Consider the following 24,638-nt stretch of genomic DNA (forward strand, 5'->3'; position numbering starts at 1 on the left):
GTAGGCGCGGCCTGTGGCCGGCAGCACTTGTCATATCGTCACAAAGTTACGCAACTTCCGCGACATTCCACCGGCAAACCACGGTAATTTTACCTACAGGCACACACTTGTAGCCCGGCTATGCCATGCATCACACGAGAATCCATTGTCCACCGGTATCAGGCCCTGGTGGTTATCAGTGTACCGGCTCCTATCCATGTGCCGCGTTTCCACAGATATTCGAGCGGACCCTGCTTATGTCTGCCGAGCCAATAGCGGCTAAACATCAGCTGAGCCATGAATATGGCCAGACCTATGAGCACTGACAGAGCCGGCCCTACGGAATCCCACAGCCCGAGACCGAAGTTGTAGTACACGGCCACGCCTATTATGCTTTGTGTGATATAGTTGGTAAGACTCATGCGCCCGTAGGCTATTATCGAACGCTGAAATCTGTATCCATTGCCGCGCCCATACCATGCCAGTATGAAGAGCGACACAAGAATCACCATAAACACAAAGTTGTAGAGCATCGGGATTGCGATTCCGTAGTAGGATGCCACTGTGATATTCGATATATGCTGAGGCACATATGTCTTGAGTGCATACAATGGTATCGCGGCCACGGCAGCATACATGAGCGCCTTCTTCCAGAAAATGCGGTTGGCGGCATCGTCAGAAAACAGATTCCTGCGCCCAAGCCACATCCCTAACAGGAACAGCGCCGGAGTCTGAAACAGGCGGCCCGCCTCTACCTGCCAAAAATTGCTGTAGAGCTGACCGTTCCATATATTGTCGGCAAGCGTAGCAAGCAGGCCGCCATGGCGTCCGGTCTCCTCGGCCACAGCCGCAAACTGCGCGAACAGAGAGTTGGTGTCGACATACTCCGGATTGAGCCATCCGTAAATCATCTTGCCCCAGGCATACGGCTGCAGCATAAGTACAGTAGCCACTATGAGCACACGGCGGTCGCTCCATCCCGAAGCCGGTATCAGCAACAGTCCGCAGAAGGCGTAAAGGAGCAGTATGTCACCGTTGTAAAACAATGCATGCAGTTGTGAGAAACACACAAGCAACAGCATACGCCACGCAAACCTGAGTCTGAAATCATGTCCGCGGCGACGCGCGTTCCTCATCTGTATATAGAAACTGAATCCGAACAGCAGCGAGAAAGTGGCATATGCCTTGCCGGCGAAAAAGAAATAAATTACATCAGTCAATATTCTGTCGGTCGCACCAAGCCAGTCGGGGACTGCAAGATTACCATAAAAAATATTGTAATGCTCAAGATTATGGAGCAACACTATCGCAAGAAGTGCGAATCCGCGCAGTGCATCAACTACATCAAGACGCTGCGCCGACGCCATGGTATCAGAGGTATTTGCCATTTACTTTGATTGGTATTAATAAATTAAAATTTGCATTCAGCACGTGCCGAAAAACGTTTCTCCGAACTGAAAGAACGCAAATTTAGCTATAATACTTCTAAACACAAAGCCCTCGGAACGCAGCTCCAGGGCTGGCGCATGAGATTTAACTATCCTTAAAGACTTTGTACAGATATTCAGTGCTCCACATACATTTTTTGCGTCTTCGTTTAAGGCTGAGTTTATCGTTCTGCTTTTTAAGCATTTCCAATGCATACTTGCGCATCGCTGAAAAATTGACAGCGCCATTCTTGGCGCGTACGCGGCACATATCTTCCCGAAACGTCACGTCGAGATGCCAGTGCAGTTTGTTCTCGATACCCCAGTGCGCACGAATACGCATCGCATAGTAAGAAGCCTCATCTTTCTCCACGCTGCTGAGATAGTAGATTGTTTCACGCGAGCGGGCCCCGTTCTCAGTACGCTCACGCTCCATCTTTATGATACGTTTAAGACCGGGCCACTTCTCGTACATTCCCTCCTGTTCCAAAAGTGTCGTATCCATAATTGAACAGGTTCTCTTCTCAACTCTTCCGTGCCCCTTTTCCTCGGTTGTGTATACTGATAATGGAGTAGTCCTACTAAAGATACTTTCCGTCAAGCTCTTGAGTATCGGCTGATTGTCTTTAAGCGCCATCAGATAGTCGCCGCCCTGGAGCATGATCTGTTCTGCGATATTACGGTGGGTCCCCATTGCGTCGACTGAAACCAATGCCCCTGTAAGCCATAAAGAGGACAATACGGACGGCAGAACCGTAAGTTCGTTGGTCTTGCCATCCACCGGCTTTTCGGCAACGCAGATTTCTGTTTCAGATACCCACGCATTGAGGATATACAGTCCGTGGCATCCGGGACTCCTGGGATTTTCACCCCGCAGTTTCTTACCGTCAATGATGACCTGATTGCCGCACAGGGATTCGATTATGTGGCCTCGGCAGCAATCAAGACTTGCCCGGAGCTGAGCGGGATTGACAGACTCTACAACACGAAGTATCGTGTCACCACACGGGACGCCGTTGCTAAGCTTCAGCAATCCGGCGGCCTTGAATTCTTCCTCTCGGTCTGTAACCATATCCGATATGTCGTCACAGTCCTCACAATCACACAACACGCCGATGAGTGCCATTCGGAGCACATCCTCGAGCTCATGTTTAACCTTGCCCAAGTCGCGCGGGTCTTTTACTTTGCTGAAAATTTCTATTTGCATACCTCTAATATATCCATTTTCAGCAATATATGCAATATCTGAAAGTTTATTTCACATAATCAGGTGAATTTTTGACTGAATTTGAGTTAAATCTCATGCGCCAGCCCTGACGCAGCTCTCACAACAGCAAAACAAGCACCTAATGTTCAGCGATTTAAAGTCACAAATCACTGAGCATGCGCAGATATACCATGCTCACGTTATTGGCATTTGCTCTTGTTCGCCTCTCGGTGTCACTTAGGAGGCTTTTCAACCTTGGATGAATTATTTCTGTTCTATCAACCTTGGTCTATGGTTAATTACCCTTGTATCCGCTTTTATTGGCATACTTTGAAAGTTCTCTTTTTACCGTTAATCCGGAGGGTTACTTTCGGATTTGAAAATTGGGTTATATGTGGAAAGACGAGGGTCACAGTAGCCACGCCATTCTCAACCGTTGTTCTGACGGAGGCGGCTTTATATTCCCTCCCTTTCCAAGAAGGAATGAGTATCACATCGGAAACAGTATATTGATTTCCGGCCTTATCATCCGTAAAGACGATAGTCACTTTGTTGTCGTAGTTGTTGAATCCCTGACAGTGTGGCTTTGCATACGCAGCCACATTTATTGCTGCCAAAATCAAGAATATTATAAAATTTCTCATTTTTAACACGATTATAGTTTAGAGCTTGTTTAATAATAAATGTTACCGACAGGGCGGTCAGTCGTCGGACAGATTTTCGCTTGTGATGAGGGAGTTCTGGGGTTCCATAACGACCGAAGAGCGGGCGGAAATATGCCGGCGAATGACCGACAGGAGGTAACATTTATTATTAAACAAGCTCTTAGAGATTGTCTAAAAATTAGTGCGAAATAATGTTATTAGGCATAACAAACCCTCAATCAGAGTGTTGAAAGAGAAAAGGCTAATATTATGCACGAAATCAATCTCTATCAGACACATCTGACCGAGGGTCAGTGGTCTTATATAAACAAAGAATTCCTTGAAAATGATAGACGCAAGAGAAAATATTCACTACAATCAGTTTTTGAAGCTATCCTCTACCTATTGGCCAGCGGTTGTCAATGGCGAAGGTTGCCTCACGACTATCCCGCGTGGAAAAGTGTCTATTATTACTACCATAAATGGAGACAAGAGGGTCGTGTCGAGCATTTCCTTGAGAAACTCGTCAGAAAGATACGTCGCAAACGCGGCCAGGCATCAAGTCCGAGTGTTGGCGCGATGGATGCCCAAAGTGTCAGATGGGGTAGCAGACAGGGAGATAACGGATATGACGGCAACAAAAAAGTCAAGGGTGTCAAAAGGAATATCATCACCGACCGCAATGGCTTCATCCTTGCGAGGAAAGTCTGTAACGCTGGTATTCACGATTCAAAAATGGCTCATGATCTATGCGGACTGGCGGATGATGTATGGGAAGACCTGCGCAAGGTATTGTCCGACCGAGGGTATCGGGGAGACGTGGACAAAGACATTGAAAAAGACTTCGGCATCGAGCTTGAGGTATCCAATACCCCCAATGGAGTTAAGGGATTCCTGCCAAAGCCGCTCAGATGGGTGGTTGAGAGGACTTTCGCATGGCTTGACTCTTGCCGCAGACTCGCCCGGAACTATGAGATACTGAATGAATCAGCGGAAGAAATGATTGATTTCGCTGCCATAAAATTTTTAATCAATAAAATTTAGACAATCTCTTAGAGATTGTCTAAATTTATATGATACCGATTTTGAGAAGGATTGTCTGATGGATTTTTGCTTGTGATGAGGGAGTGTAGCCGTAGCTACATGACCGAAGAATAAACAAAAAGACGCGGACAAGACTCTCAAAAGCAAAGTAATATGAATTTTAGACAATCTCTTAGAGTAGTTTATTGTTTGTAGCGGCAACTATGGCTTCGGATATATTGCGCACATCAAGTTTCTCGAATATGCGCTGACGGTATTTCTTGATGGTGTCTGGCGACAGACATATTCGGGCAGCGATCTCAGACATGGTGTAGCCTTGAATTGACAGAGTTAGCACAGCCTTTTCCCCATCGGTAAGAGTCGGCATCTGCCGTTTGTCCCATCTGCGTGTATTTCGGTTATATTCAAAATATTCTGAAGAACCTACACGGTGCATCTCAATATGACCGGGAGATGTGTGGGTCGATGCCGAAACAACACAGAGTGCAAGCCATATACGACCGTCGGATGTCAGTACAAGAGAGGTGAGCTTGTGATTGACGAGAATCTTCTTGCCACCGTTCAGTATATTAAAGTCGTAAGAAATGTACCAGTCTTTGCGTTCATTGACTGGAATTGTTTGATGGAATGAAAATCCAGCCTCGTTCAGATCAATTAAAAACTGCTGTTCATCTTCCGGTACATATTCCAGATAGAAACGGTAGCCCAGTCTCATCATCTGCTCCGGTGTCAGTCCGCACAGGAACATCGGATTGGGCGACACATACAGGAAATTCTGTTTAAAATAGTCGATAATATAGACACTCTGATATGTTGAGCGGGAAAAAGCCTCTGCCGACCTAATATATTCCGACACTCGGCTATAGTCAAGTTCTTCAGGGAGCTTGACCTCATTATCGGGAATGAAGAAATCGTCGGCCGTTTTCATCTCAAAATGCGAGTTATGCGTAAGAGCTAATTATTCCAACTCCATCATATCGAAGAACATCAAACGGGTGTGGTCGCCCAAAATCTTCTCTGATAATATCTTGAAGTCATTCTTTTGATAAAAATCTATGGCGGATAGATACGCATCAACAGTCAGGTAACGGAAAGCGGAGTAAATGGGATTCTCGTTGAGCATACCTTTTAGTAGGTTCATCAGGTCAGTACCGATGCTACGACCTTTGTACTGTGACGATACTGCGAATCTGCCAATCTTAATTGCCGGATAACTTCCGAATTGCTTACGCTCAGGAAATCCTCCCTTTATCTTCTTCCATTGACTGTTCGTCACATCCTGACGGCTAATTTTGTCATTCAGAAGACAGAAATACGCAACGATATTTCCATCATCCTCCAGAATATAAGATGTGGCAATACGTTTGTCGAGGAAACCTTTGGCATCCTCGACAAGAAAATTATTCAAATCTTCATCACCGCAATCAAACCCTGCAAGTTCGGTATCGGGAGTAAGTTTTACAAGTTTCACTTCCTATATGCAGATGGTAATGTATTCCTTAGCTTTCTTAACCGCCTCCTTGAGTTTTTTTGTATTCTCGGCACGCTGCTCCTTGCTGAGACTCTCGACTTCCATCCTGAGTTTTTCAAAGCGCACAGCATCATCGCCTGTAAGAATCGGTGTTTCTGCTATTGGTCTTGCCATGATTTTATCTCCTATTATTAAGTAGTCTATAAAGTTACAACAAATTTCCGAGACTTTTGGATTATCTCTTCGGATTTCTTGCCAAAATATCGCGGTAAAGCCATTTTATAGTTCACAAAGAGTGTTACGAGAATGTTCCGAACCCACTTAACGGTGTTTCAAAAATCCACGGTAAGCCTCACATTGAGCTGGCGACGCGTAAGATAGTTGGGCACAGCATACTGAAGCTCGTTTACATCAGTTACCCAATAGTAGGAACTGACATTGGATATGTCAAACAGGTTGAAGCAATCCAGTCCAAGCCACACAGCCTTAAAGTGGCGCCATACACCGCTACGGCTCTCGCCCTCCTTGAGCGGAGGGAGCAACGCATACGACGCACCCAGATCGACGCGCTTGTAGGCAGGCGTTCGGAAATATCCCCTGTCGCGGGTCGAGCGCGGAGCTGTAGCGGGGAGGCCGTCCATGAATATGCCGCGCAGACTAAATTTGAGCCTCGGTATGCGCGGGAAGTAATCGGTAAAGTACAGGGCCACACTGTAGCGCCGGTCGTTTGGACGTGGTACCTTCACCCCCCTGATGGTCTCCTGCGTCTTCATCAGAGAGAAACTGAGCCATGAGTCGGAACCCGGCACAAACTGACCGAACAGCTTGAAATCAAGCCCCATGGCATATCCGCTCGTGGCGTTGACTCCGTCGTATACCAGCTTGAGATTGTCAATCTCATATGGCACCAGATTACCCAGAGCCTTGTAATAGGCCTCGGCAGATAGTTTGAAAGGCCGGTTCATAGCCCTGAAGGTATAGTCGCTGCCGAGTATAAAATGCCACGACCGCTGCGACTTTATGTCGCGGTTGAGCTCGACCACACTATTGTCGTTGTCGTCGGCCACAATCATGCGGTACTCCTTATAGAAAGGCGCCTGATAATAAAGTCCGGTAGCAAAGCGCAAAGCCCAGCGGTCGTTGGACGCAGGGACAAAACCCACACTGACACGGGGACTTACAAGAAACTCCTTGTTGAAATCCCAGTACGACATGCGCAGTCCGCCCGACACCGACAGAAATCCCGACTCCGTCTGCATGCGGTATGTGTCCTGCGCGTGGAGGCTGACACGGTTGGACGAGAAATCCTGCCGCGAACTCAGATTATATATCACTCTCAGCAGGTCGGGGTCGGTAGGAAGCGAGAATCCAGCCGAGTCGCGCCGTTCCCATTCGCGCGCGCGTTCATATATATTCTCGTGGTTGTACTGCACCCCATAGCTTATCTGATGGTTTCCTATGGCGGTCACACCACGCATAGCCATAGTCATCACCGAGGCTTTAAGCCTGTCGCGGGCGTGCTCGTGATATCGCCCTACCCCAAGCTCACCGCCCACGCCGTCGGAACCGGATGTTCCGGCCTGGTCGAGCCAGTACTCGCCGCTTATGTCGTAGGCCACAAGTTCGTTGGTGAGAAATCCCGAGGCAAAGAGCGTAAGGCTCGAACTCCGCGATGCGGAGTAGCGGAGCGACAAAGCTCCGAAATATGTCTCGAAACGGTCCTTCTCCTGACCGTCGAAATATACCTTGAATTTCTTGGCGTCCATGGCTGTGCCAAACGCGGTCTCGCGGTTGACAGGAGTGAACTTATAGTTGTTGATGGCCACATTGCCAAGAAACGCCATGTGCCAGCGGTCGGAAAGACGGAAGTTGAGATTGGTCTGATAGTCAAAAAAGTCGGGGTCATACTCACCCTTTGTCTCCATGCTCGACAACACCGAGTTGTTGCGCTTGTAGCGCAATCCGTGGAGCTGCGAGAAGCGTCCGCTCCCCGAGCCGAGCGACAGACTGCCACCCATCAGGCTGAGTGAGGCACTCCCCTCGAATGCCTCGGGCTGGCGATACGTGATATCAAGCACCGACGACATCCTGTCGCCATATTCCGCGCCGAATCCGCCGGTAGAAAAGTTGACTTTACCCACCATATCAGGATTGATGATGCTGAGTCCCTCCTGCTGTCCCGAGGTGATAAGCTGTGGACGGTATACCTCCACGCCGTTGATATATACGAGATTCTCATCATACGAGCCTCCGCGCACCGAATACTGCGACGACATCTCGTTGGAGCCTGTCACGCCGGCCATAGTGCTTATCATAGACTCGACCGACCCGCCGCTGACATCGGGCGACAGACGGTAGGCCGACACGTCGACCGACTGCATGGCCCCAATCTGCTTCTTCACCTCGCTGACCTCTACTTCCTGCAGCTCTTTTACAGTGCGGAACATGCGCATGTTAAGAGTCACGTCGCCCTTGGCATCGACCAGCTTGCGCTGCTGCTCCTTGTAGCCGATGCAGGTAAACACAACGGTTATCGTATCGGCTTCGGCTGTCGACAGACTGTAATCACCATCAAGCCCCGACATTGTGCCGATGGCCGTACCGGCCACACGCACGGTGACAAACTCCATAGCACGGTTGTCGCCATCGGTGATGCGCCCATGTATCCTTACCGACTCGGCCATTGCCGGACTGCACGCAGCCCACAACACTGCGACTGCGAAAGATATATATCGTAAAATAGTCGTTTCTATTCTCATTGCACATATTTAACGCTTCCACCACGGCAAAAAGTATAATCCAACACATAAGTAAGTCGTAAAATTTTTAATCCATCCATTATGAAATTTACTAACAAAAACATATATTTGCAAAATCAACAGATTTCACCAAACATTCACACAATAATTAACAATCATATAACTCATTCCAACAAAAATAACACTGCGTATGAAAAAACTTTTACCACTCGCACTATCATGCATGATTATGGCGAATGCCCCGGCAATAGCCGGAGAAACAGCCTACGGCTACCTCTTCGGCTCAAAAACCGGAGAAAACGGCTTTGTATCGTTTGATATCGACAATCCACAGAAACTGACCGTCAAAAACCGTGTATACAGTTATATACACCCTTCGGCAGGCGAATATGTCGACGGCAGGATATACACATATCAGGTAGAACTCGGCGAAATTTCCGGCATCAGCTCCGACAGCTGGGCCGTGTACGACGGGGAAACATTCAAGCGGATTGAACAGAAAAACATGTATGCGATGAACCGCATGGTCGACATGACATTCGACTATACCACCAACACTCTGTACGGACTGATAGAGGACAAGTACACAACAGGGGTGGTAGACGCCACAAGTCTGTGTGCCATCGACATGAGTACCGGAGAATACACCATAATAGGCTCGCCGGGAGAGCTGAAAGCCATCGACGGATACGGACGCGAGGACATTGACGCTCTGATTACTCTCGCATGCGACGCCGACGGCCAGCTCTACGCCATGTCCCATTACCGCTATTTCTATAAAATCGACAAACATACGGCAAAGCTGACACAGGTGGGCGAACGACATAATCTCGGCACAGCCTCACAGTTTCAGTCTATGACATTCGACGCCGAAGGCCGACTGTGGTGGGGCCAGCAGCATCCCGACTATGCTCACTTCTGCGAAATCGACCTTACAACGGCAATCCCCGGCGGATTCGTAGACTTCCGCACCGACTACGACAAGCTCAACAAACTTGGCGACGACGCCCAGGTGACTGCCATATTCTTCAAGGACAAAACTATACGCAAGCAGTCGCTCAAAGCGGTCGATGCCCTCAAGGCTGAAATCGACAAGACCGACATCAACGCCGTACAGCTGTCATGGGCTCTTCCCACAGAAAACTATGCCGGAGAAAATGCAGCTCCTACAGGCATCAAGATATACCGCCTCGGCACATCCGGACCGATTGCCACTCTCGGCGCCGACGCCACAACATACACCGACAATGCGACCGGCGACGGTAAAGTGACCTACGAGGTAATACCCTGCAACGAAGCCGGCGACGGATTCCCGGCGTTCATAACCCTCTTTGCCGGTTACGACCGTCTCAACGCAGTGACCGACATAGCAGTCAGCGTGGATGACCGTACCGCCACCCTGACATGGAAAGCCCCGACCTCAACTGTCAACGGCGGATATGCCGACTACAACGCCATCACCTACAACGTATACCGCGGCCTTGGCGAGACAGTGACTCCGGTAGCCACCGGCATATCGTCAACAGAATTCTCCGAGACAATCACCGACAATGGCGGATTCTTCTACGTAATCGAACCTCTGTGCGGCGGCATCACCGGAGTGAGCGCAAAGTCAGAGACATTCGTGCTTACATCTACCGCCACAATACCCTACTTCACCGGATTCGAGGATGACGGCGACGGCTCACAATGGACCATAATCAACAATCCGGCAAGCGCGGGATGGTCAATCGGCAAAAAAAACTACATCTACGACGGCAAAAAGACCGCAATCGGAAGCACCAACGGCAAGCCGGCCGACGACTGGCTCATATCGCCCGCGATAGAGTTTGAGGCAGGCGACCACATCCTCGATTACTATGCCAACGGAGCATCATACGACACCCACTCATATGAAATATGTCTCGGCACCGACGGCCGGTCGCCCGACAGCTTTACCACATCGATCTACTCAGTGACCGACGCCAAAGTATACGACCCTGACGGAGCCAACCTCGCCGGCACAGAGACAAAAGGCTGGGCCCACGTAGAAGTAAAGTTCAATGTTGCCAAAGCGGGCACCTACCATCTCGGCATCCACAACGTCAATACATGCACATACGCCAACCTGCGTATCGACAATCTTTCGATTAAGAAAGCTGCAACCTCCGGTATCGACACCATAAATGAAGGAGAGCCTGTAGCGCTCGTCATCACCCCGGGCACGGTAACAGTCAGCGCATCCTCAGCCATCACCTCGATAATCATCGTAAACCTCCAGGGACAGACGATAAGAGCCTTCAGCAGCGCCGACAACTCGGTTGAAATAAACACATCAGGCCTTGCCGGCGGAGTCTACGTCATAACAGCCACCACCTCCGACGGACAGACCGCCCGCTTCAAAGCTAAGTTCTAAACTGAAACAATTACCATAAAACACGACACCGTGCCGCCCTGATGGCTGAGCACGGTGTCGTATATTTTATGACTTGGTGAATGTGATGCTTTTGAGATTCATCAGGCCGTTCATACTGCGGAACTCCAGACAATATACCTCCCTGACATACCAATTAAAAAGGGCCTAAATTCGGGGATTAATCCGAATTCAAGCCCTTAACTTATACGGCACGATGCGATATTCCTCGCATCACACAGTTTTTCAGAAAAGTTTTTCGGGATATGTGCCGTCGCGGTGGAGTTCGGCAAACTTGGCTACAACTCCGGGGCGGTCGGCGGCATATGTCACACCAAACCACTTTGACTCTGTGTCGAGCACCTTTACGGTAGCCTCGCCCGAGTTGATGAGTGTGTCGATGCAGAGGGGGATGAAGAATTCGGCCTTGGGAGTGTTGATATCCTTCTCAAGGAATTTCTTGAATTCACGCTCGCTGTAGTCGAAGTAGTCGGGAGTAAAGCCCCAGAGGTTCATCGACACAGGGGTGTTGGGCTGGAGTGTCTGCTCCACACCGTTCTCGTCGGTAAATACGATATTGTGGTCCTTGTCGTAGGAGATGGCGGTACGCTCCACTACAGAGGTGAGCAGACCATCCTTTGTCTCGCATACACCGCGGGCCACCGAGCCGTTTTCGGTCATTGTGTTGCCTACGCGGAAACCTACCATACAGTAGTCGCCCTTCTTGTCGCGGGGACGCTGGAGCTCCTCGGCGATTACGCGGAATGCGTCGCGGCCATAGAAGTCGTCGGCATTGATTACTGCAAACGGTTCCTTTATTACATCCTTGCCCATGAGCACGGCGTGGTTGGTACCCCAGGGCTTGCTGCGGTCGGCAGGGCATGTGAAGCCTTCGGGAAGAGCGTCGGTCGACTGGAACACAACCTCAACGGGGATGTGGCCCTCATATTTGGAAAGAATCTTGTCGCGGAAATCCTGCTCGAAGTCCTTGCGGATTACGAATACCACCTTGCCGAATCCGGAGTGGATAGCGTCGTAAATCGAGTAGTCCATGATTGTCTCGCCGTTGGGACCGAGACTGTCGAGCTGCTTGAGGCCGCCATAGCGCGAGCCCATGCCTGCGGCCAGTACGAATAATGTCGGTTTCATAAGATTAAAAAAGTGCGTTCAAAGCATCCGCGAGATTGTCACAGACAGCCGGCGGCTGTTTTGAACGGGAGAAATGATATATGTTTGGTTAAACTGTTGCAAACTTATAGATGATGCGCTGCTCGTATACCTCGCCGGGACCGAGTATCTGGGAGGGGAAATTGCGGTGGTTGGGGGCATCGGGCATACCCTGACACTCGATGGCCACACCGTCGTAGTCGGCATACTCCTTGCCGCTCTTGCTCTTGGGACAGCCCGAGAGCCAGTTGCCGGTATATACCTGTGCGGCCGGCTGTGATGTCGACACTTCGAGCACACGTCCGCTATGCTCAGCTTCCAGGCGAGCCACAGGAGCTACCGTGTGCTTGTGCCAGTTGTCGACCACCCAGCAGTTGTCGTACCCCTTTCCGTAGTTGAGCGCGGGGAAGTCGGCCTTAATGTCATCGCCGAGCACACGACCCTTGGTGAAGTCCATCGGAGTGCCCTCTACCGGAGCCATCTCGCCGGTGGGTATCAGAGTGTCGTCGGTAGGCAGATAGCGCGATGCGGCCAGAGTAAGTTTATGGCCGAGCACCGAGCCGGCACCCTCGCCGTCGAGGTTGAAGTAGGCATGGTTGGTGAGATTGACCACCGTCTTCTTGTCGCACACGGCGAGATAGTCGATGACAAGCTCGTTGTCGTTGGTCCATGTATAGAGCACAGTGGCGGTAAGTGTGCCGGGATATCCCTCCTCGCCGTCGACCGATGTATACTCCATCTTTACCTGCGAGCCGCGCGACTCCTCTTTCCAGATTTTGTTCATAAACCCTTCGGGACCTCCGTGGAGGGCGTTGGGGCCATTGTTGACGGCCAGCTCATACTCCTTGCCGACGAGGGTAAATCGCCCTTTGGCTATGCGGTTGGCGTAGCGGCCTGGTGTCTTTCCCATGCATGGGCCGTCGGCGATATAGTCGGCAGCACAGCCATAGCCGAGAGCCACGTCGGCCATATTGCCGTCGCGGTCGGGAACAACAACGCTTACGATACCGGCGCCAAGTGTCGATAGAGTCACCGAAGCTCCGTTGTCGTTGGTTATGGTGATGAGCGTCACCTCTCCGCGGGGAGTCTGCTCAAATTTTTTTTCAATTTTCATTTCTGTAATATTTCCGTGGAGTAATCATGAAGGTGTATCATAATACATATCCCGCCAGGGATGAATCATGATACACCTTATATAGTCATGCCTATGTTATTCGACTCTACGGGCGCCGTCGCTTACGATTACATCGTACACCACGGGCTCGTGACCGTACCTGGCATTGAATTTCTCTTTGGCAGTGGCGATAAACGAGTCGTAGAGGTCGTCCTTCACCAGGTTGATGGTGCAGCCGCCGAAGCCGCCACCCATGATGCGCGAGCCGGTGACGCCACACTCCTTGGCTATGTCATTGAGGTAGTCAAGCTCCTCGCAGCTCACCTCGTAAAGTTTCGACATGCCTTCGTGGGTCTTGTACATGCGGTCGCCTACAGTGTCATAGTCACCCTTCTGGAGAGCATCGCACACATCGAGCACACGCTGCTTCTCACCGATAACGTATACCGCACGGTTGTAGTCCTCCTCGCTTATCCGGTCCTTGATTTTCTCAAGGTCGGCCATCTCTGCGTCGCGCAGTGTCTCTACGCCGAGTGTACGGGCCACGTTCTCGCATGAGGCGCGACGTTTGTTGTAGGGAGAGTCGACGAGTTCATGCTTCACCTTCGAGTCGACAAGCACGAGCTTGTAGCCGTCGAGTTTGAAGGGAAAATACTCATACTCGAGCGAGCGGCAGTCGAGACGCATGAGATGGTCCTTCTTGCCGAACACTGAAGCAAACTGGTCCATTATGCCGCAGTTCACGCCGCAATAGTTATGTTCGGTCGACTGGCCGATTTTGGCAAGCTCAAACTTGTCAATCTTATTGTCGTTGAACATATCGTTGAGAGCGAATGCAAAACAGCTTTCGAGAGCTGCCGACGACGAAAGTCCGGCACCCAGGGGTACATTTCCGGCGAAAACGGCATCAAAACCGTTGACAACACCGCCACGCTTGATTATCTCGCGGCATACACCGAATATATAGCGGGCCCACTGCTGCTTGGGTGCGTCCTCCTCGTTGAGGCCAAACTCGGCATACTCGTTGATGTCGATGGAGAATACACGTACCTTGTCGGTACCGTTGGCCTTCATCTCGGCCATAATTACTTTATCTATCGCGCCGGGGAATACGAAGCCGCCGTTGTAGTCGGTATGTTCGCCGATAAGGTTGATACGTCCGGCCGATGCGTAAAGTGTGCCGGCAGTGCCGAAGCGATCCGCAAACACTTTGCGGATGTTCTCTTTCATGTCCATGATGTTAGAAGCTGTTTTATTGGGTTAAGAATAAATTCCATAGGGTTGAGCAAAGCGAGATAATTATTTACAATCTCTCTTTGCAAATTTAATCATTTCTTTCGTAAATCTCCCACTAATCAGCCTTAATTTACGCAACAATCACGGCTCTTTCATTTAAGAGCTTGTTTAATAATAAATGTTACCGTCAGGGCGGTCAGTCGGCGAGCAGATTTTCGCTCGCGATGAGGGAGATATGGGGCTCCATAACGACCGAAGAACGGGCGGAAATATGCCGGCGAATGGCCGACGAGAGGTAATTTGTTTCATATAGTTGATATATTTTTGCATTTACCTTACAAGCAGCCAAGAGATTGTATAGGTTATAAAGTTACCTTTTGTCTCGTATATCTTGGCCGCTTTTCGCCCTATTCCTCAGTCATGTACATAAAGTACACTCCTTCGTCACATGTCGAAAATCGCCTCAAGCTATACGACCCTGTCGGCAACATTTATTATTAAACAGGCTCTAAAAAAGAAATAGCACCAAGGGAAATCTTCCGGAACCACAATCCGGCACTGAACCCTCAATGCCATTATATCGCAAAATTAAAAACTTTTTTTAGACAACAGCAATTTATACCATTATTTATGCAATTCAGCCAAAAATATCAGAATTTGATTTCAAAATAATAGCACGAAGTTATCTAAAAACACTTAAATTATGGGATATTAATCTCAACTACTTCTTGCGGCGGCGGGAGGCTGTGCGGAGCTTGCGGGCGATGGCGCGGTGAGTCGAGGCTGAGGTGTCGTCGCCTACCGACTCGTAGAGGTCGGCCATGCGGTCGTGGAGTTCGGGATTCTTGCCGTTATTACCTGCCTCGGCCATGAGATAACGGTCGAGCGCTCCGGCCGGATCATTGACGCGATGGCATGCCTGACCGCCAATGAACAGGGCGTCCGACAATACCTGCGAATAATCCGTCACTCCTCCACGCGATGCCTTTTCATCTGATTCGCCGTTATCGGAATCTGCTGAAACGGCCACATGAGCCGAGGCCACTTCGACCGCTCGGTCAAAGCATACGAGAGCATCCTCATAGGCTCCGGCGTCGAAATATGTGCGTCCTTTCCCCATCAGCGCGCCGACATGGTCGGGGGCGAGACTGAGCGCCTTGTCGTAGTTGGCGATGACGGGCGTGGGATCCATCCCTTCGAGATGACACTCGTCGGCCATGGCCACATACTCGCCGGCAAGCTCAGAGAAGCGACGCTCATCGTCGGCCACACGCCGACGCAGAGTGTCAATTTCGTTGCCCATCCTCTCCACGCGCCGCAACTGCATGCGGGCAAACCTCATCATAAGCGCGTTGCCAAGCTCGTTGCGGCAACGCAACGCCTCGGTAAAATGGTCGAAAGCTCCCGCGAGGTCGCCTCCCCGCACCGCCTCCAGCGCGCGTGCATACTCGTCGTCGGCCCGGGCTCGCTCAAGGGCCGAGGCTATAAGCGCCGAATCGTTGAACGTATGGCTGAACCGCACAATGGCCGGATTTACAAATATATCCCTCTCGTTGATAGTGCTGACAAGACTCATTCCCTCCAGCGAACGGCATCGGCTGAGCGCCACATAAGCCTGTCCGCTGCTGAACGCGCCCTCGCCAAGGTCGATGCGCACATTGCTGAAGGTCAGGCCCTGGCTCTTGTGGATGGTTAGGGCCCATGCCAGCTGCACGGGATACTGCGTGAAGGTGCCGCGCACATCCTCCTTTACTTTCTTCTCTTTCTCGTCGTAATAATAGCGCACATTCTCCCACACCGCAGGCTCCACATGATGCTTCTCGCCATCCTCGGTCTCTACGATAAGGGTGTCGTCGGAGGCCATGTAGACACGGCCGATTGTGCCGTTGACCCAACGCCGCTCGGCGTCGTTCTTCACAAACACCACCTGCGCGCCAACCTTCAGTGTCAGCTCTCGCGGATTGGGGAGCGAACTCTCAGGAAACTCACCGGAGACGATGCCGGTATATGTCACCTCGGGCACATCAAGGGCCGCAAGATGGCGGCTGTTGATTGAGTCGACCATGTCGCGGCGTGTGGCAAGAGTCATCAGCATCTTTCCGTCAGTGGCTCCACCTCCCGGTATCTCCGCCGGAGAGAGCCGGCTGTTGAGACATATGATGTCTTCACGCGCCGGACGCCCCACCCTCACCCTGTCGAGCATGGATATAAACCCTTCGTCGTTCTGCCTGTATACCTTGCGCAGCTCTACAGGCACAATCCTGAGCTCGGAGAATGCACGGGCGTTGAAAAAATAATTCTGACTGTAGAATCGGCCGAGGATATCGCGCATGTCGGCCGTCACTACCGGTTCGAGCTGAAAGATGTCGCCCACAAGCAACAGTTGCTTGCCGCCAAACGGCTCGCGGGTGTTTCCGGTATACACCCTTAGGATACGGTCGACAAAGTCGATGATGTCGGCTCTCACCATCGATATCTCGTCGATGATTATAAGCTCGAGCTCCCGCAGCAACTTCACCTTGTCGCCATTATACTTCATGCGGCTCTTAAGATTGCGCGGCATGAACTCGGGGTCATCGGGTACTACCGGCTTGAACGGCAGATTGAAAAATGAATGAAGAGTCTGTCCGCCGACATTTACGGCCGCAATACCCGTAGGAGCAAGCACGACAAACTTCTTACGCGTGTGGGCACACACGTATTTGAGAAATGTCGATTTGCCGGTACCGGCCTTTCCGGTCATGAATACCGACTGGCGCGTATAGCTGACGAGTTTCCATACATTCTGAAACTCGGGGTTGTCCAGATCAATCTTCTGCTCCATACCCCAAAGTTAGCAATCATTTCGTGCCTGACCAAAATACTTGAAAAATCTTTTATGCCGCATCTATTGTTATTAAAATATCAGAGCATGTTAAAAATCTTTCTTTTAAACATGCACCAACATAAACTACTCACGCACTATGTTTCACGACATTCTGTTTCTGATTCTCGGCCTCGTGCTCATAATAGCCGGAGGAAATTATCTTACCGACGGAGCCGTGTCGGTGGCCAAGCGGTTCGGCATATCGAGCCTTGTAATCGGTCTGACCATCGTGGCCTTCGGCTCTTCGACGCCGGATTTTGTAGTATGCTTCATATCTACGCTTTCCGGGAAATCCGAATTGGCGCTCGGCGACGTTCTCGGCGCCAACATCTTCGACATAACCCTCATAATCGGCATAATAGCCATGATTGCGCCGGTGAGAATCAGCTCGGAGATGGCTTTCAAGGACCTGCCGATGCTTGCATTGTCGTCAATCGCACTGTTTATATGCGGCGATGACCGTATAGTTGACGGCACGAATGTCAACATTGTCAACCGCACCGACGGCCTGATGCTGCTGTCGCTATTCGTGATATTCATGTGCTACACCATGGAGATGGCCAGGTCGCACTCCACAAAGCCGATATCCACACGCCCGAAAACGGCCGCCGCCATACCCCACCACAGCGTGGAGAAAGCCGAGGCCACCGAGGCCGACAACACCCGCCGGATGAAACCCTGGGTAGCTGCCGTGTGTATCGTGGGTGGCCTGGCGGCACTCGTATTCGGCGGACAATGGCTCGTCGACGGAGCATCCGGACTTGCCTGCCGACTCGGCATGTCGGAAGCGCTGATAGGCCTGACAATCGTAGGCATCGGCAGTTCGATTCCCGACCTCTCGACTTCGGTAATCGCCGCCATAAAGAAACAGCCCCAAATCGCAATCGGCAACGTAGTGGGTGCATGCATATTCAACGTGTTCTTCATAATCGGGCTGTGCTCCACGGTAAAACCGCTCAACGCCGGCAGCCTCACATTTGTCGATTTCGGCACATTGGTGCTCGGGTCGCTGCTGGTGCTGCTGTTCGGCGACGTGATAGTAAAGCGCACCATCACCCGTCTGCAGGGAGCCATACTCGCGGGTGTGTATGTCGCCTATATGGTCTACCTTGTAGTCAACGCCGCAAGCTGACGCCCCACGCCATAACCCGCTGTCATCATACTGTAGTGCCATGTCATCGTCCCGTCCATATACCTTCGACCGTGTAGTGCGCATCCTTGCGTCAGTCCTGCTGCTTGCCGGCGGCATATGGTTTGTCAACTCTCTGCGCAACGTATTGCTCCCCTTCTGTGTGGCGTGCCTCATCGCCTACCTGCTTGAGCCTGCGGTTGAGTTTCTGCAACGCATACTGCATCTGAAGGGACGAGTCATACCTACACTGCTCACACTCGCGGGAGTGAGCGCGCTGATAATTCTGGCCGGACACATATTCGTGCCCTCGATAATAAAAGAGATGCACCAGCTGGAGCATATCCTGCGCGCATCCTCGGGGAGCGACGTGCCCGTGCCGTTTGTGCCCGACAATATAATCGAGCCGATAAGGAGATGGGCCGCATCGCTCGATCTGAGCGACCTGTTGGGAAACGCCCGCATACAGTCACTCCTCAACAAGGGCACCAGCTTTGTGGCCGCCACTGTTGAGTTTCTGCTCCACACGCTCGAATGGCTGCTGACATTTGTCTATGTGATATTCATTCTGATTGACTACCCTTCACTCATGGCAGGATTCCGACGTATGGTACCGATGAAGTATCGCCCGACAGTCTACCGCATAGAGGATGACCTGAAGGACAATATGAACCGCTATTTCCGTGGACAGATACTGATTGCCGGCTGTGCCGCCGTGTTCTACTGCATAGGATTTTCAATCGTAGGCATACCGCTCGCCATTGTGCTCGGAATCACCGTGGGCATACTATACATAATACCATATTTCCAGTATGTCACCCTCATCCCGGTGACTCTTGTATGCCTCATCGACTCCATGAGCGGCAACGTGCGTTTCTGGCCCGAGCTTGGCCAGTGTCTGATTGTATATGCTGTAAGCCAATGTATCTGCGACTATATACTCACCCCGAAAATAATGGGCAAGACCATGGGACTCAATCCGGCCATCATACTGCTCGCCCTGTCGGTATGGGGGTCGCTGCTGGGGCTTATCGGCATGATTATAGCCCTGCCGATGACCACTTTGCTGCTCGCATACTATAAGGAATACGTCATCGGTGTCCGTACCGCTTCCGCCGGTCAACAGCAGCCTCCACACAATCCCGACGGCGTATCGCGACAGCCCGAGGGCAAATCCTGACATACCTACACAGCAAAGGCGTTGCCTCTCAGAGAGGCAACGCCTTGATATACATGCAGGCCGCAAATATGGCCTGTTCAGGTTATTCCTGTGTGAGGACAGTAATGTCGGCCCACGAGGGCGATACACCGGAGGCTCCACGGGTATCCTCCTTAAGATACAGTTTCATCACACGGGCATCGACCGGAGTGGAGAATATGACAGTGCGCGGAGTGGGATTGTGCATGATATTGCCGAACTCGCCTGTTATGCCTGAAGGCACTGTCCAAGTGCCCCAGTCGGCACTTGTCTCGCATTTGTAGCGGTAGAGAGTGCCCGGACGGGCATCGGCATGAGGGGTATATATGAATCCGCTCACCTTTGTCACCTCGGGGAGAGATATCTGGATGGCATCGCCATGCAGAGATGCGGTAGCCCCGTCGACCGCACGGTATCCGGCGGGCACATTGGTGCTGTCGGCCTGCTCGGCAGCCGGCATCTCCACGAGATAGGCCTCCAGCGGCTTCATGTTGGGCTCGCCGCGGCTTGATGTAACGGTAAGCCTTACGGCATCGACAGTTATGGGATTGAACATCACTATACGCTTGTGGCCTATCGTGGTGCCGTCGGCTATCATGCGCCATTTGCCGCTGTTGAGCACCTCAATCATGAAGTCTTCAACACGCTGCCCCTTCGATATATCCTCGCCTGCGACTACACAGTTGATTTCCGTCGGTTCGGGGAAGGCGATTATCGTGCCGGTCTCGCTCCTACCGGCCGGATTTGAGAAATTGGTGTCGATCCACTCGCCCAGCTCCATCAGGCGCAACGAGTCGGCCGTGGCGATAAGTCCGCGCCTGTCGGGCGGTATGTTAAGCAGCAGGGTGGAGTTGCGCCCTACCGACTGAAGATATATCTCGGCAAGCTCGCGCAGACTCTTTGGCTTCTCGTCGGGGTGGTAGAACCATCCCGGGCGTATCGACACGTCGACTTCCGACGGCCACCAGTGGAAACTCTCGGCCTTTGCCAGCAGCTCGCGGCTCCCGAGATCGGCCGACATGGCGTTGATGCCAAGCCTGGCGTTGGCCGCCTCGCTGTCGGGGAATATCGACGGCACAAGCGGAGTGACGCTCCACTCGGTAGTGCGGCCAAGCCCGCTCTCGTTGCCTACCCAGCGCACATCGTCGCCTGTGATGGCGAGCACGGCCTCAGGCTGCAGCTCCTCCATTACCCTGCGGAAGCGTTCCCAGTCATACTCCTGACGCTTGCCGTTGGGGCCCTCGCCGCAGGCTCCGTCAAACCATACCTCGTCGATTTTTCCATATTTGCCGAGAAGCTCGCGCAACTGTGCCACAAACATGTCGTTGTAAGCCTCCGAATCGCCGTAGCATGGAGCATTGCGGTCCCACGGCGACAGATACAGACCGAGCTTCATGTCATATTTGTCGCAGGCTGCACGCAGGGCAGCCACCACGTCGCCCTTGCCGTCGAGCCATCCCGACGAAGCCACCGAATGGCCGGTAGTGGCTGTGGGCCACAGACAGAAACCGTCGTGATGTTTTGCGGTAAGAATCACCAGTTTAAAGCCGGCCTTTTTAAGCGTCGACACCCATTGCTCGGCGTCGAGGGCCGTAGGAGCAAACACATCCGGGTTCTCAGTACCGTCACCCCATTCCCGGTCGGTAAACGTGTTTACTCCGAAATGCAGAAAGGCCGTAAGCCCGAGCTCCTGCCATGCAAGCTGCTGTGGAGTAGGCACAACCCTTGATGCGATATCGACCCGCTCTTCGGCCGTGGCGTCGGAGGGAATCTCTACACTCTTCTCATAGTATCTGTCATTACGCATGGCCCCGCATCCGCAGAGCAGCATGGCGCCGGCTGCGAACATCGCCGCTCGTCCGGGCATAATCCTTCTAATCATGTCTGTTAAAGTCGGTACTGTTAATTTTCTCCCAAAGTTAGCATTTTTTTTGCATTAACACATAAATATAAGCAAATATGTGCATGTTTACCTCCATTTATCAAATCGGCTATACATAAAATGCAACCGTTTGTATTATACATCATGTCGGCTTTATTTTTTGCATGCTCTAACATTTGTAATTCGAAATCGTGCCATTCGTCGTAATTTGACGTCTATTTACACTTCTCTTAGTGATTGTTTCAGAAAAAATCACTACCTTTGCATCCAAATTTTTCACACTGATATGGATTTAAAGAAGGTATTATACATCTCGCAGGAGATTTCACCCTACGTCCCTGCCTCCGACATAGCCGACAAGAGCCGCGACCTCGCTCAGGGCATACAGGATAAAGGATTCGAGGTGAGAACATTCATGCCTAAGTACGGCCTGATAAAAGAGCGCCGCAACCAGCTCCACGAAGTCATACGCCTATCAGGCCTGAATATCGAGATTGACAATTCCGACCATCCACTCATAATCAAGGTTGCCACACTCCTGCCCACACGTATGCAGGTATACTTCATCGACAACGAAGACTACTTCCTGCGCACACAGACAGCCCCCGACCTTGAAATACGCCTCTCGCCCGAGGACAACGACGAGCGCTCGATGTTCTTCGTACGCGGTGTGGTGGAGACTGTGAAGAAACTGCGCTGGGACCCCGGATTTGTGCACTGCATCGGATGGATTTCCTCTCTCTCGCCCATGTATCTCCGACGCATATTCGCCGACGACCCCACATTCGCAGGCTCAAAAATCATTTACTCTCTCTTCAGCGACAAGTTTGAAGGCACTCTCGACCCACGTTTTGCCGAAAAACTGCTCCTCGAAGGATTCTCCCAAGAGGACATCGCGTCAATCGCCGACAAGCCGGTCGACTGGATAGCCCTCAACAAACTCGCAATCGACTATTCCGACGCCGTGGCCCAGTCATCGCCCGACATCGACCCCGAGCTCCTCGACTACATCGAAAAGTCAGGCAAGCCGTTCCTCCCGTTCTCGGAGACAGATACCGCCGACCGCGCCAACCGCTTCGCCGAATTCTACAGATCTCTCCAGTAGCAGCATACCCTACCCCCCAATCCTTATATGAAATACTCAAGGCTCATACCCCTTGCCGCCATATCCTCGCTCGCCTTCCTGGCATGCGAGGAAGGTTCTTCCATCGGATCGTCGATTGTCAGCGACCAAGTGGAAATAGTCATCGACTCCGCATTCACAGTCACCGGACATTCCGTGCCTATCGAAAGTGTCGTGTCACGCTCTGAATATCAGTTGCTCGGAAGCATCGATGCCAAAGGCTACGGATATCTTGCCACCGACTTTGCCAGCGGATTCATGCCCTCAAACAAGCTCACTACAGGCCACGGCATGGGCCCCGAGAATGTCGACTCGATACGACTCGCCATGGTGATGCGCAAAGGCGACATGGTGGGCGACTCCGTGATTCCCCTCGGCCTTGAGGTATTCCGCCTAACAAAACCCCTCCCCTCATCCGGCCTCACCTCTGGCTCATCGGTCGACACTTATTACGACCCATCGGCGCCAATAGCCTCGACCGTCTACAACGCCACCGTTGTAGGCCTCCCCGACAGCATCGCGGCCGACTATACCTACTCAAGCTCAACCACCGACGAAGCACGCGTAGTATACGTCAAACTGCCACAGCAGCTCGGACAGGAGTTCTACCGCAAGTACCTTTCGACCGACGGCCCCGCGCTGTTCAACGACCCCGACGCTTTCCAGCAATGGTTCCCCGGGCTCTATGTCAAAAACTCCTACGGCTCTGGACGCATAATGCGCTTTGAGAACTCAGCCGTATATCTCTACCTCTCATACAAAGGCACAACCGACGCCGGCAACGACACCACCTACCGGTTTATCGACTCATTCCTCGCAATCACCCCCGAGGTAGTGCTCAACAACCATATCTCTCAGACCCTCAGCCCGGAGATAAAGACTCTGGCCTCACAGGAACCAATCGCCGTAGGCCCCATCGGATACGACACCGAAATACAGTTGCCCATAAAGAAAATCGTAGAAAGCTATCGCCGACAGGCCGGCAACAACAACGTAATCAACAACCTCACGTTCCACGTGCCCGCATCTGCCATAGCCAACGACTACGAAATCGACCCGCCGGCCAACATACTCCTCGTTAAGAAAGACAAACGCACGGAATTCTTCAAGGAAAACAAGCTCACCGACAATGCCACCTCGTTCTATGCCACATACAATTCGACCACAAAGATGTACAGCTTCACCAACATGCGTCAGTTTGTGATCGATGCCATAGAAAAGGACGACGAAGGCACTCTCACAGATGCCGACGGAGAATATGTGCTCACCCCCATCAATCTCGTCACCGAGACCGTTTCCGACGGCTACTACTCCACAACCGAGATTGTAATCGCCATCACACCATATATCGACACCCCGGCGATGGTAAAATTCGATCTCTCCAACATCCATCTCTACCTCACATTCTCAAAGCAGACAATGCACTGACCCCGTCCCACGGCATCCATGCCCCCACGGCGGAAGTCCGCACCCTACGCAACAACATTTCCCCTTCCATAAATTAACAGCCCGGCCTTCACGCCGGGCTATTAATTTATCTATCACCCATCCTCACGACTGCAACAACGCCAACCCAATCCCCACAACCCCGCGGCCACAACAGCAACCCCACGCGTTAGCGCATAGCCGCTTTAGCGGTGTCTACAACGTTAGCCTATGGCAAAAGCCGCGTCAGCGGTTTGCAGCCATAGGTCAACGCCCCACCAACCACGTGCCCGGCGACTAACCCAATCCCAAAGGAAACACACAACCCGACCCACTGCGTCACACTGCTACTGACCCCACATGCCGGCGCGCTCCATTTCGGGACAGGACACAAAAAAGCGGTTCACTCAATGAGTGAACCGCTTGGGTGAGTAGTGAATCCGGGAATCGAACCCGGGTCTCCACCGTGAGAGGGTGGCGTGCTAGGCCACTACACTAAATCACCATTTTGTTTTGCTGTTAGCTTGTTGCTTTCAACACTGCAAAGGTACGCACTTTTTCTCATTCTCCAAATT

The 24,638-nt window shown here is 51.7% G+C and carries 18 protein-coding genes and 1 tRNA gene; 6 read left to right on the forward strand and 13 right to left on the reverse strand.

Going from position 1 to position 24,638, the window contains the following annotated elements:
* Positions 1 to 158: 158 nt before the first annotated feature.
* The 3 genes from ADH68_RS01415 to ADH68_RS01425 form a co-directional block, all read right to left on the reverse strand.
* The gene (locus ADH68_RS01415; RefSeq protein WP_068960104.1) at positions 159 to 1,367 is read right to left on the reverse strand and encodes a DUF418 domain-containing protein; all 1,209 of its coding nucleotides are present in this window, start codon (positions 1,365 to 1,367) and stop codon (positions 159 to 161) included.
* Positions 1,368 to 1,512: 145 nt separating this feature from the next.
* The gene (locus ADH68_RS01420; RefSeq protein WP_068960103.1) at positions 1,513 to 2,613 is read right to left on the reverse strand and encodes an ISAs1 family transposase; all 1,101 of its coding nucleotides are present in this window, start codon (positions 2,611 to 2,613) and stop codon (positions 1,513 to 1,515) included.
* Positions 2,614 to 2,930: 317 nt separating this feature from the next.
* Positions 2,931 to 3,257 (reverse strand): hypothetical protein, encoded by a 327-nt coding sequence (locus ADH68_RS01425; protein WP_068960102.1) that lies wholly within the window; start codon positions 3,255 to 3,257, stop codon positions 2,931 to 2,933.
* Positions 3,258 to 3,527: 270 nt separating this feature from the next.
* Between ADH68_RS01425 and ADH68_RS01430 the strand changes: the two genes are divergently transcribed.
* Positions 3,528 to 4,301, forward strand: a complete 774-nt coding sequence (locus ADH68_RS01430) for an IS5 family transposase (RefSeq protein ID WP_068959933.1) — start codon at positions 3,528 to 3,530, stop codon at positions 4,299 to 4,301.
* Between the two features lie 172 nt (positions 4,302 to 4,473).
* On the opposite strand, the gene ADH68_RS01435 is transcribed toward ADH68_RS01430, so the two are convergent.
* From ADH68_RS01435 to ADH68_RS01445, 4 genes are all read right to left on the reverse strand, one after another.
* Positions 4,474 to 5,229 (reverse strand): response regulator transcription factor, encoded by a 756-nt coding sequence (locus ADH68_RS01435; RefSeq protein ID WP_068960101.1) that lies wholly within the window; start codon positions 5,227 to 5,229, stop codon positions 4,474 to 4,476.
* A gap of 30 nt (positions 5,230 to 5,259) precedes the next feature.
* Positions 5,260 to 5,772, reverse strand: coding sequence for a GNAT family N-acetyltransferase (locus ADH68_RS01440; RefSeq protein WP_068960100.1), 513 nt, complete (start codon positions 5,770 to 5,772; stop codon positions 5,260 to 5,262).
* 3 nt (positions 5,773 to 5,775) lie between these two features.
* The gene (locus tag ADH68_RS13855; protein WP_157517394.1) at positions 5,776 to 5,946 is read right to left on the reverse strand and encodes a hypothetical protein; all 171 of its coding nucleotides are present in this window, start codon (positions 5,944 to 5,946) and stop codon (positions 5,776 to 5,778) included.
* A 158-nt stretch (positions 5,947 to 6,104) separates the two neighbouring features.
* Entirely contained in the window at positions 6,105 to 8,531 is a 2,427-nt protein-coding gene (locus ADH68_RS01445; RefSeq protein WP_084273939.1) for a TonB-dependent receptor, read from the reverse strand.
* Positions 8,532 to 8,721: 190 nt separating this feature from the next.
* Between ADH68_RS01445 and ADH68_RS01450 the strand changes: the two genes are divergently transcribed.
* Positions 8,722 to 10,926 carry a T9SS-dependent choice-of-anchor J family protein gene (locus ADH68_RS01450; RefSeq protein WP_084273938.1) on the forward strand — a complete coding sequence of 735 codons (2,205 nt, stop codon included), beginning with the start codon at positions 8,722 to 8,724 and terminating at the stop codon, positions 10,924 to 10,926.
* Positions 10,927 to 11,169: 243 nt separating this feature from the next.
* Here the strand turns inward: ADH68_RS01450 and ADH68_RS01455 are convergent, their stop codons facing one another.
* The 4 genes from ADH68_RS01455 to ADH68_RS01470 all read right to left on the reverse strand — a co-directional run bounded on the left by ADH68_RS01455 (position 11,170) and on the right by ADH68_RS01470 (position 17,264).
* The gene (locus ADH68_RS01455) at positions 11,170 to 12,072 is read right to left on the reverse strand and encodes a glycosyltransferase family protein (RefSeq protein ID WP_068960097.1); all 903 of its coding nucleotides are present in this window, start codon (positions 12,070 to 12,072) and stop codon (positions 11,170 to 11,172) included.
* A gap of 88 nt (positions 12,073 to 12,160) precedes the next feature.
* Positions 12,161 to 13,204: an aldose epimerase family protein gene (locus ADH68_RS01460; RefSeq protein ID WP_068960096.1), complete on the reverse strand. Its 1,044-nt coding sequence runs from the start codon at positions 13,202 to 13,204 to the stop codon at positions 12,161 to 12,163.
* A gap of 96 nt (positions 13,205 to 13,300) precedes the next feature.
* Positions 13,301 to 14,434 (reverse strand): galactokinase, encoded by a 1,134-nt coding sequence (gene galK / locus ADH68_RS01465; RefSeq protein WP_068961993.1) that lies wholly within the window; start codon positions 14,432 to 14,434, stop codon positions 13,301 to 13,303.
* 727 nt (positions 14,435 to 15,161) lie between these two features.
* Positions 15,162 to 17,264 carry an AAA family ATPase gene (locus ADH68_RS01470; RefSeq protein ID WP_068960095.1) on the reverse strand — a complete coding sequence of 701 codons (2,103 nt, stop codon included), beginning with the start codon at positions 17,262 to 17,264 and terminating at the stop codon, positions 15,162 to 15,164.
* A 139-nt stretch (positions 17,265 to 17,403) separates the two neighbouring features.
* Between ADH68_RS01470 and ADH68_RS01475 the strand changes: the two genes are divergently transcribed.
* Both ADH68_RS01475 and ADH68_RS01480 read left to right on the forward strand, forming a co-directional pair.
* Positions 17,404 to 18,438, forward strand: coding sequence for a calcium/sodium antiporter (locus ADH68_RS01475; protein ID WP_068960094.1), 1,035 nt, complete (start codon positions 17,404 to 17,406; stop codon positions 18,436 to 18,438).
* Positions 18,439 to 18,478: 40 nt separating this feature from the next.
* Positions 18,479 to 19,615: an AI-2E family transporter gene (locus tag ADH68_RS01480; RefSeq protein WP_068960093.1), complete on the forward strand. Its 1,137-nt coding sequence runs from the start codon at positions 18,479 to 18,481 to the stop codon at positions 19,613 to 19,615.
* An 82-nt stretch (positions 19,616 to 19,697) separates the two neighbouring features.
* On the opposite strand, the gene ADH68_RS01485 is transcribed toward ADH68_RS01480, so the two are convergent.
* Positions 19,698 to 21,515 (reverse strand): alpha-L-fucosidase, encoded by a 1,818-nt coding sequence (locus tag ADH68_RS01485; protein ID WP_088294759.1) that lies wholly within the window; start codon positions 21,513 to 21,515, stop codon positions 19,698 to 19,700.
* 286 nt (positions 21,516 to 21,801) lie between these two features.
* Between ADH68_RS01485 and ADH68_RS01490 the strand changes: the two genes are divergently transcribed.
* On the forward strand, positions 21,802 to 22,620 hold the full coding sequence (locus tag ADH68_RS01490; protein WP_068960091.1) for a glycogen/starch synthase: 819 nt from the start codon (positions 21,802 to 21,804) through the stop codon (positions 22,618 to 22,620).
* 27 nt (positions 22,621 to 22,647) lie between these two features.
* Positions 22,648 to 24,066 carry a DUF4270 family protein gene (locus ADH68_RS01495; protein ID WP_068960090.1) on the forward strand — a complete coding sequence of 473 codons (1,419 nt, stop codon included), beginning with the start codon at positions 22,648 to 22,650 and terminating at the stop codon, positions 24,064 to 24,066.
* A 429-nt stretch (positions 24,067 to 24,495) separates the two neighbouring features.
* On the opposite strand, the gene ADH68_RS01500 is transcribed toward ADH68_RS01495, so the two are convergent.
* Positions 24,496 to 24,568, reverse strand: a tRNA-Glu gene (locus ADH68_RS01500).
* Between the last annotated feature and the right edge of the window lie 70 nt (positions 24,569 to 24,638).

This window comes from Muribaculum intestinale (assembly GCF_002201515.1).
In the GTDB taxonomy this organism is placed as follows: Bacteria; Bacteroidota; Bacteroidia; order Bacteroidales; family Muribaculaceae; genus Muribaculum; species Muribaculum intestinale.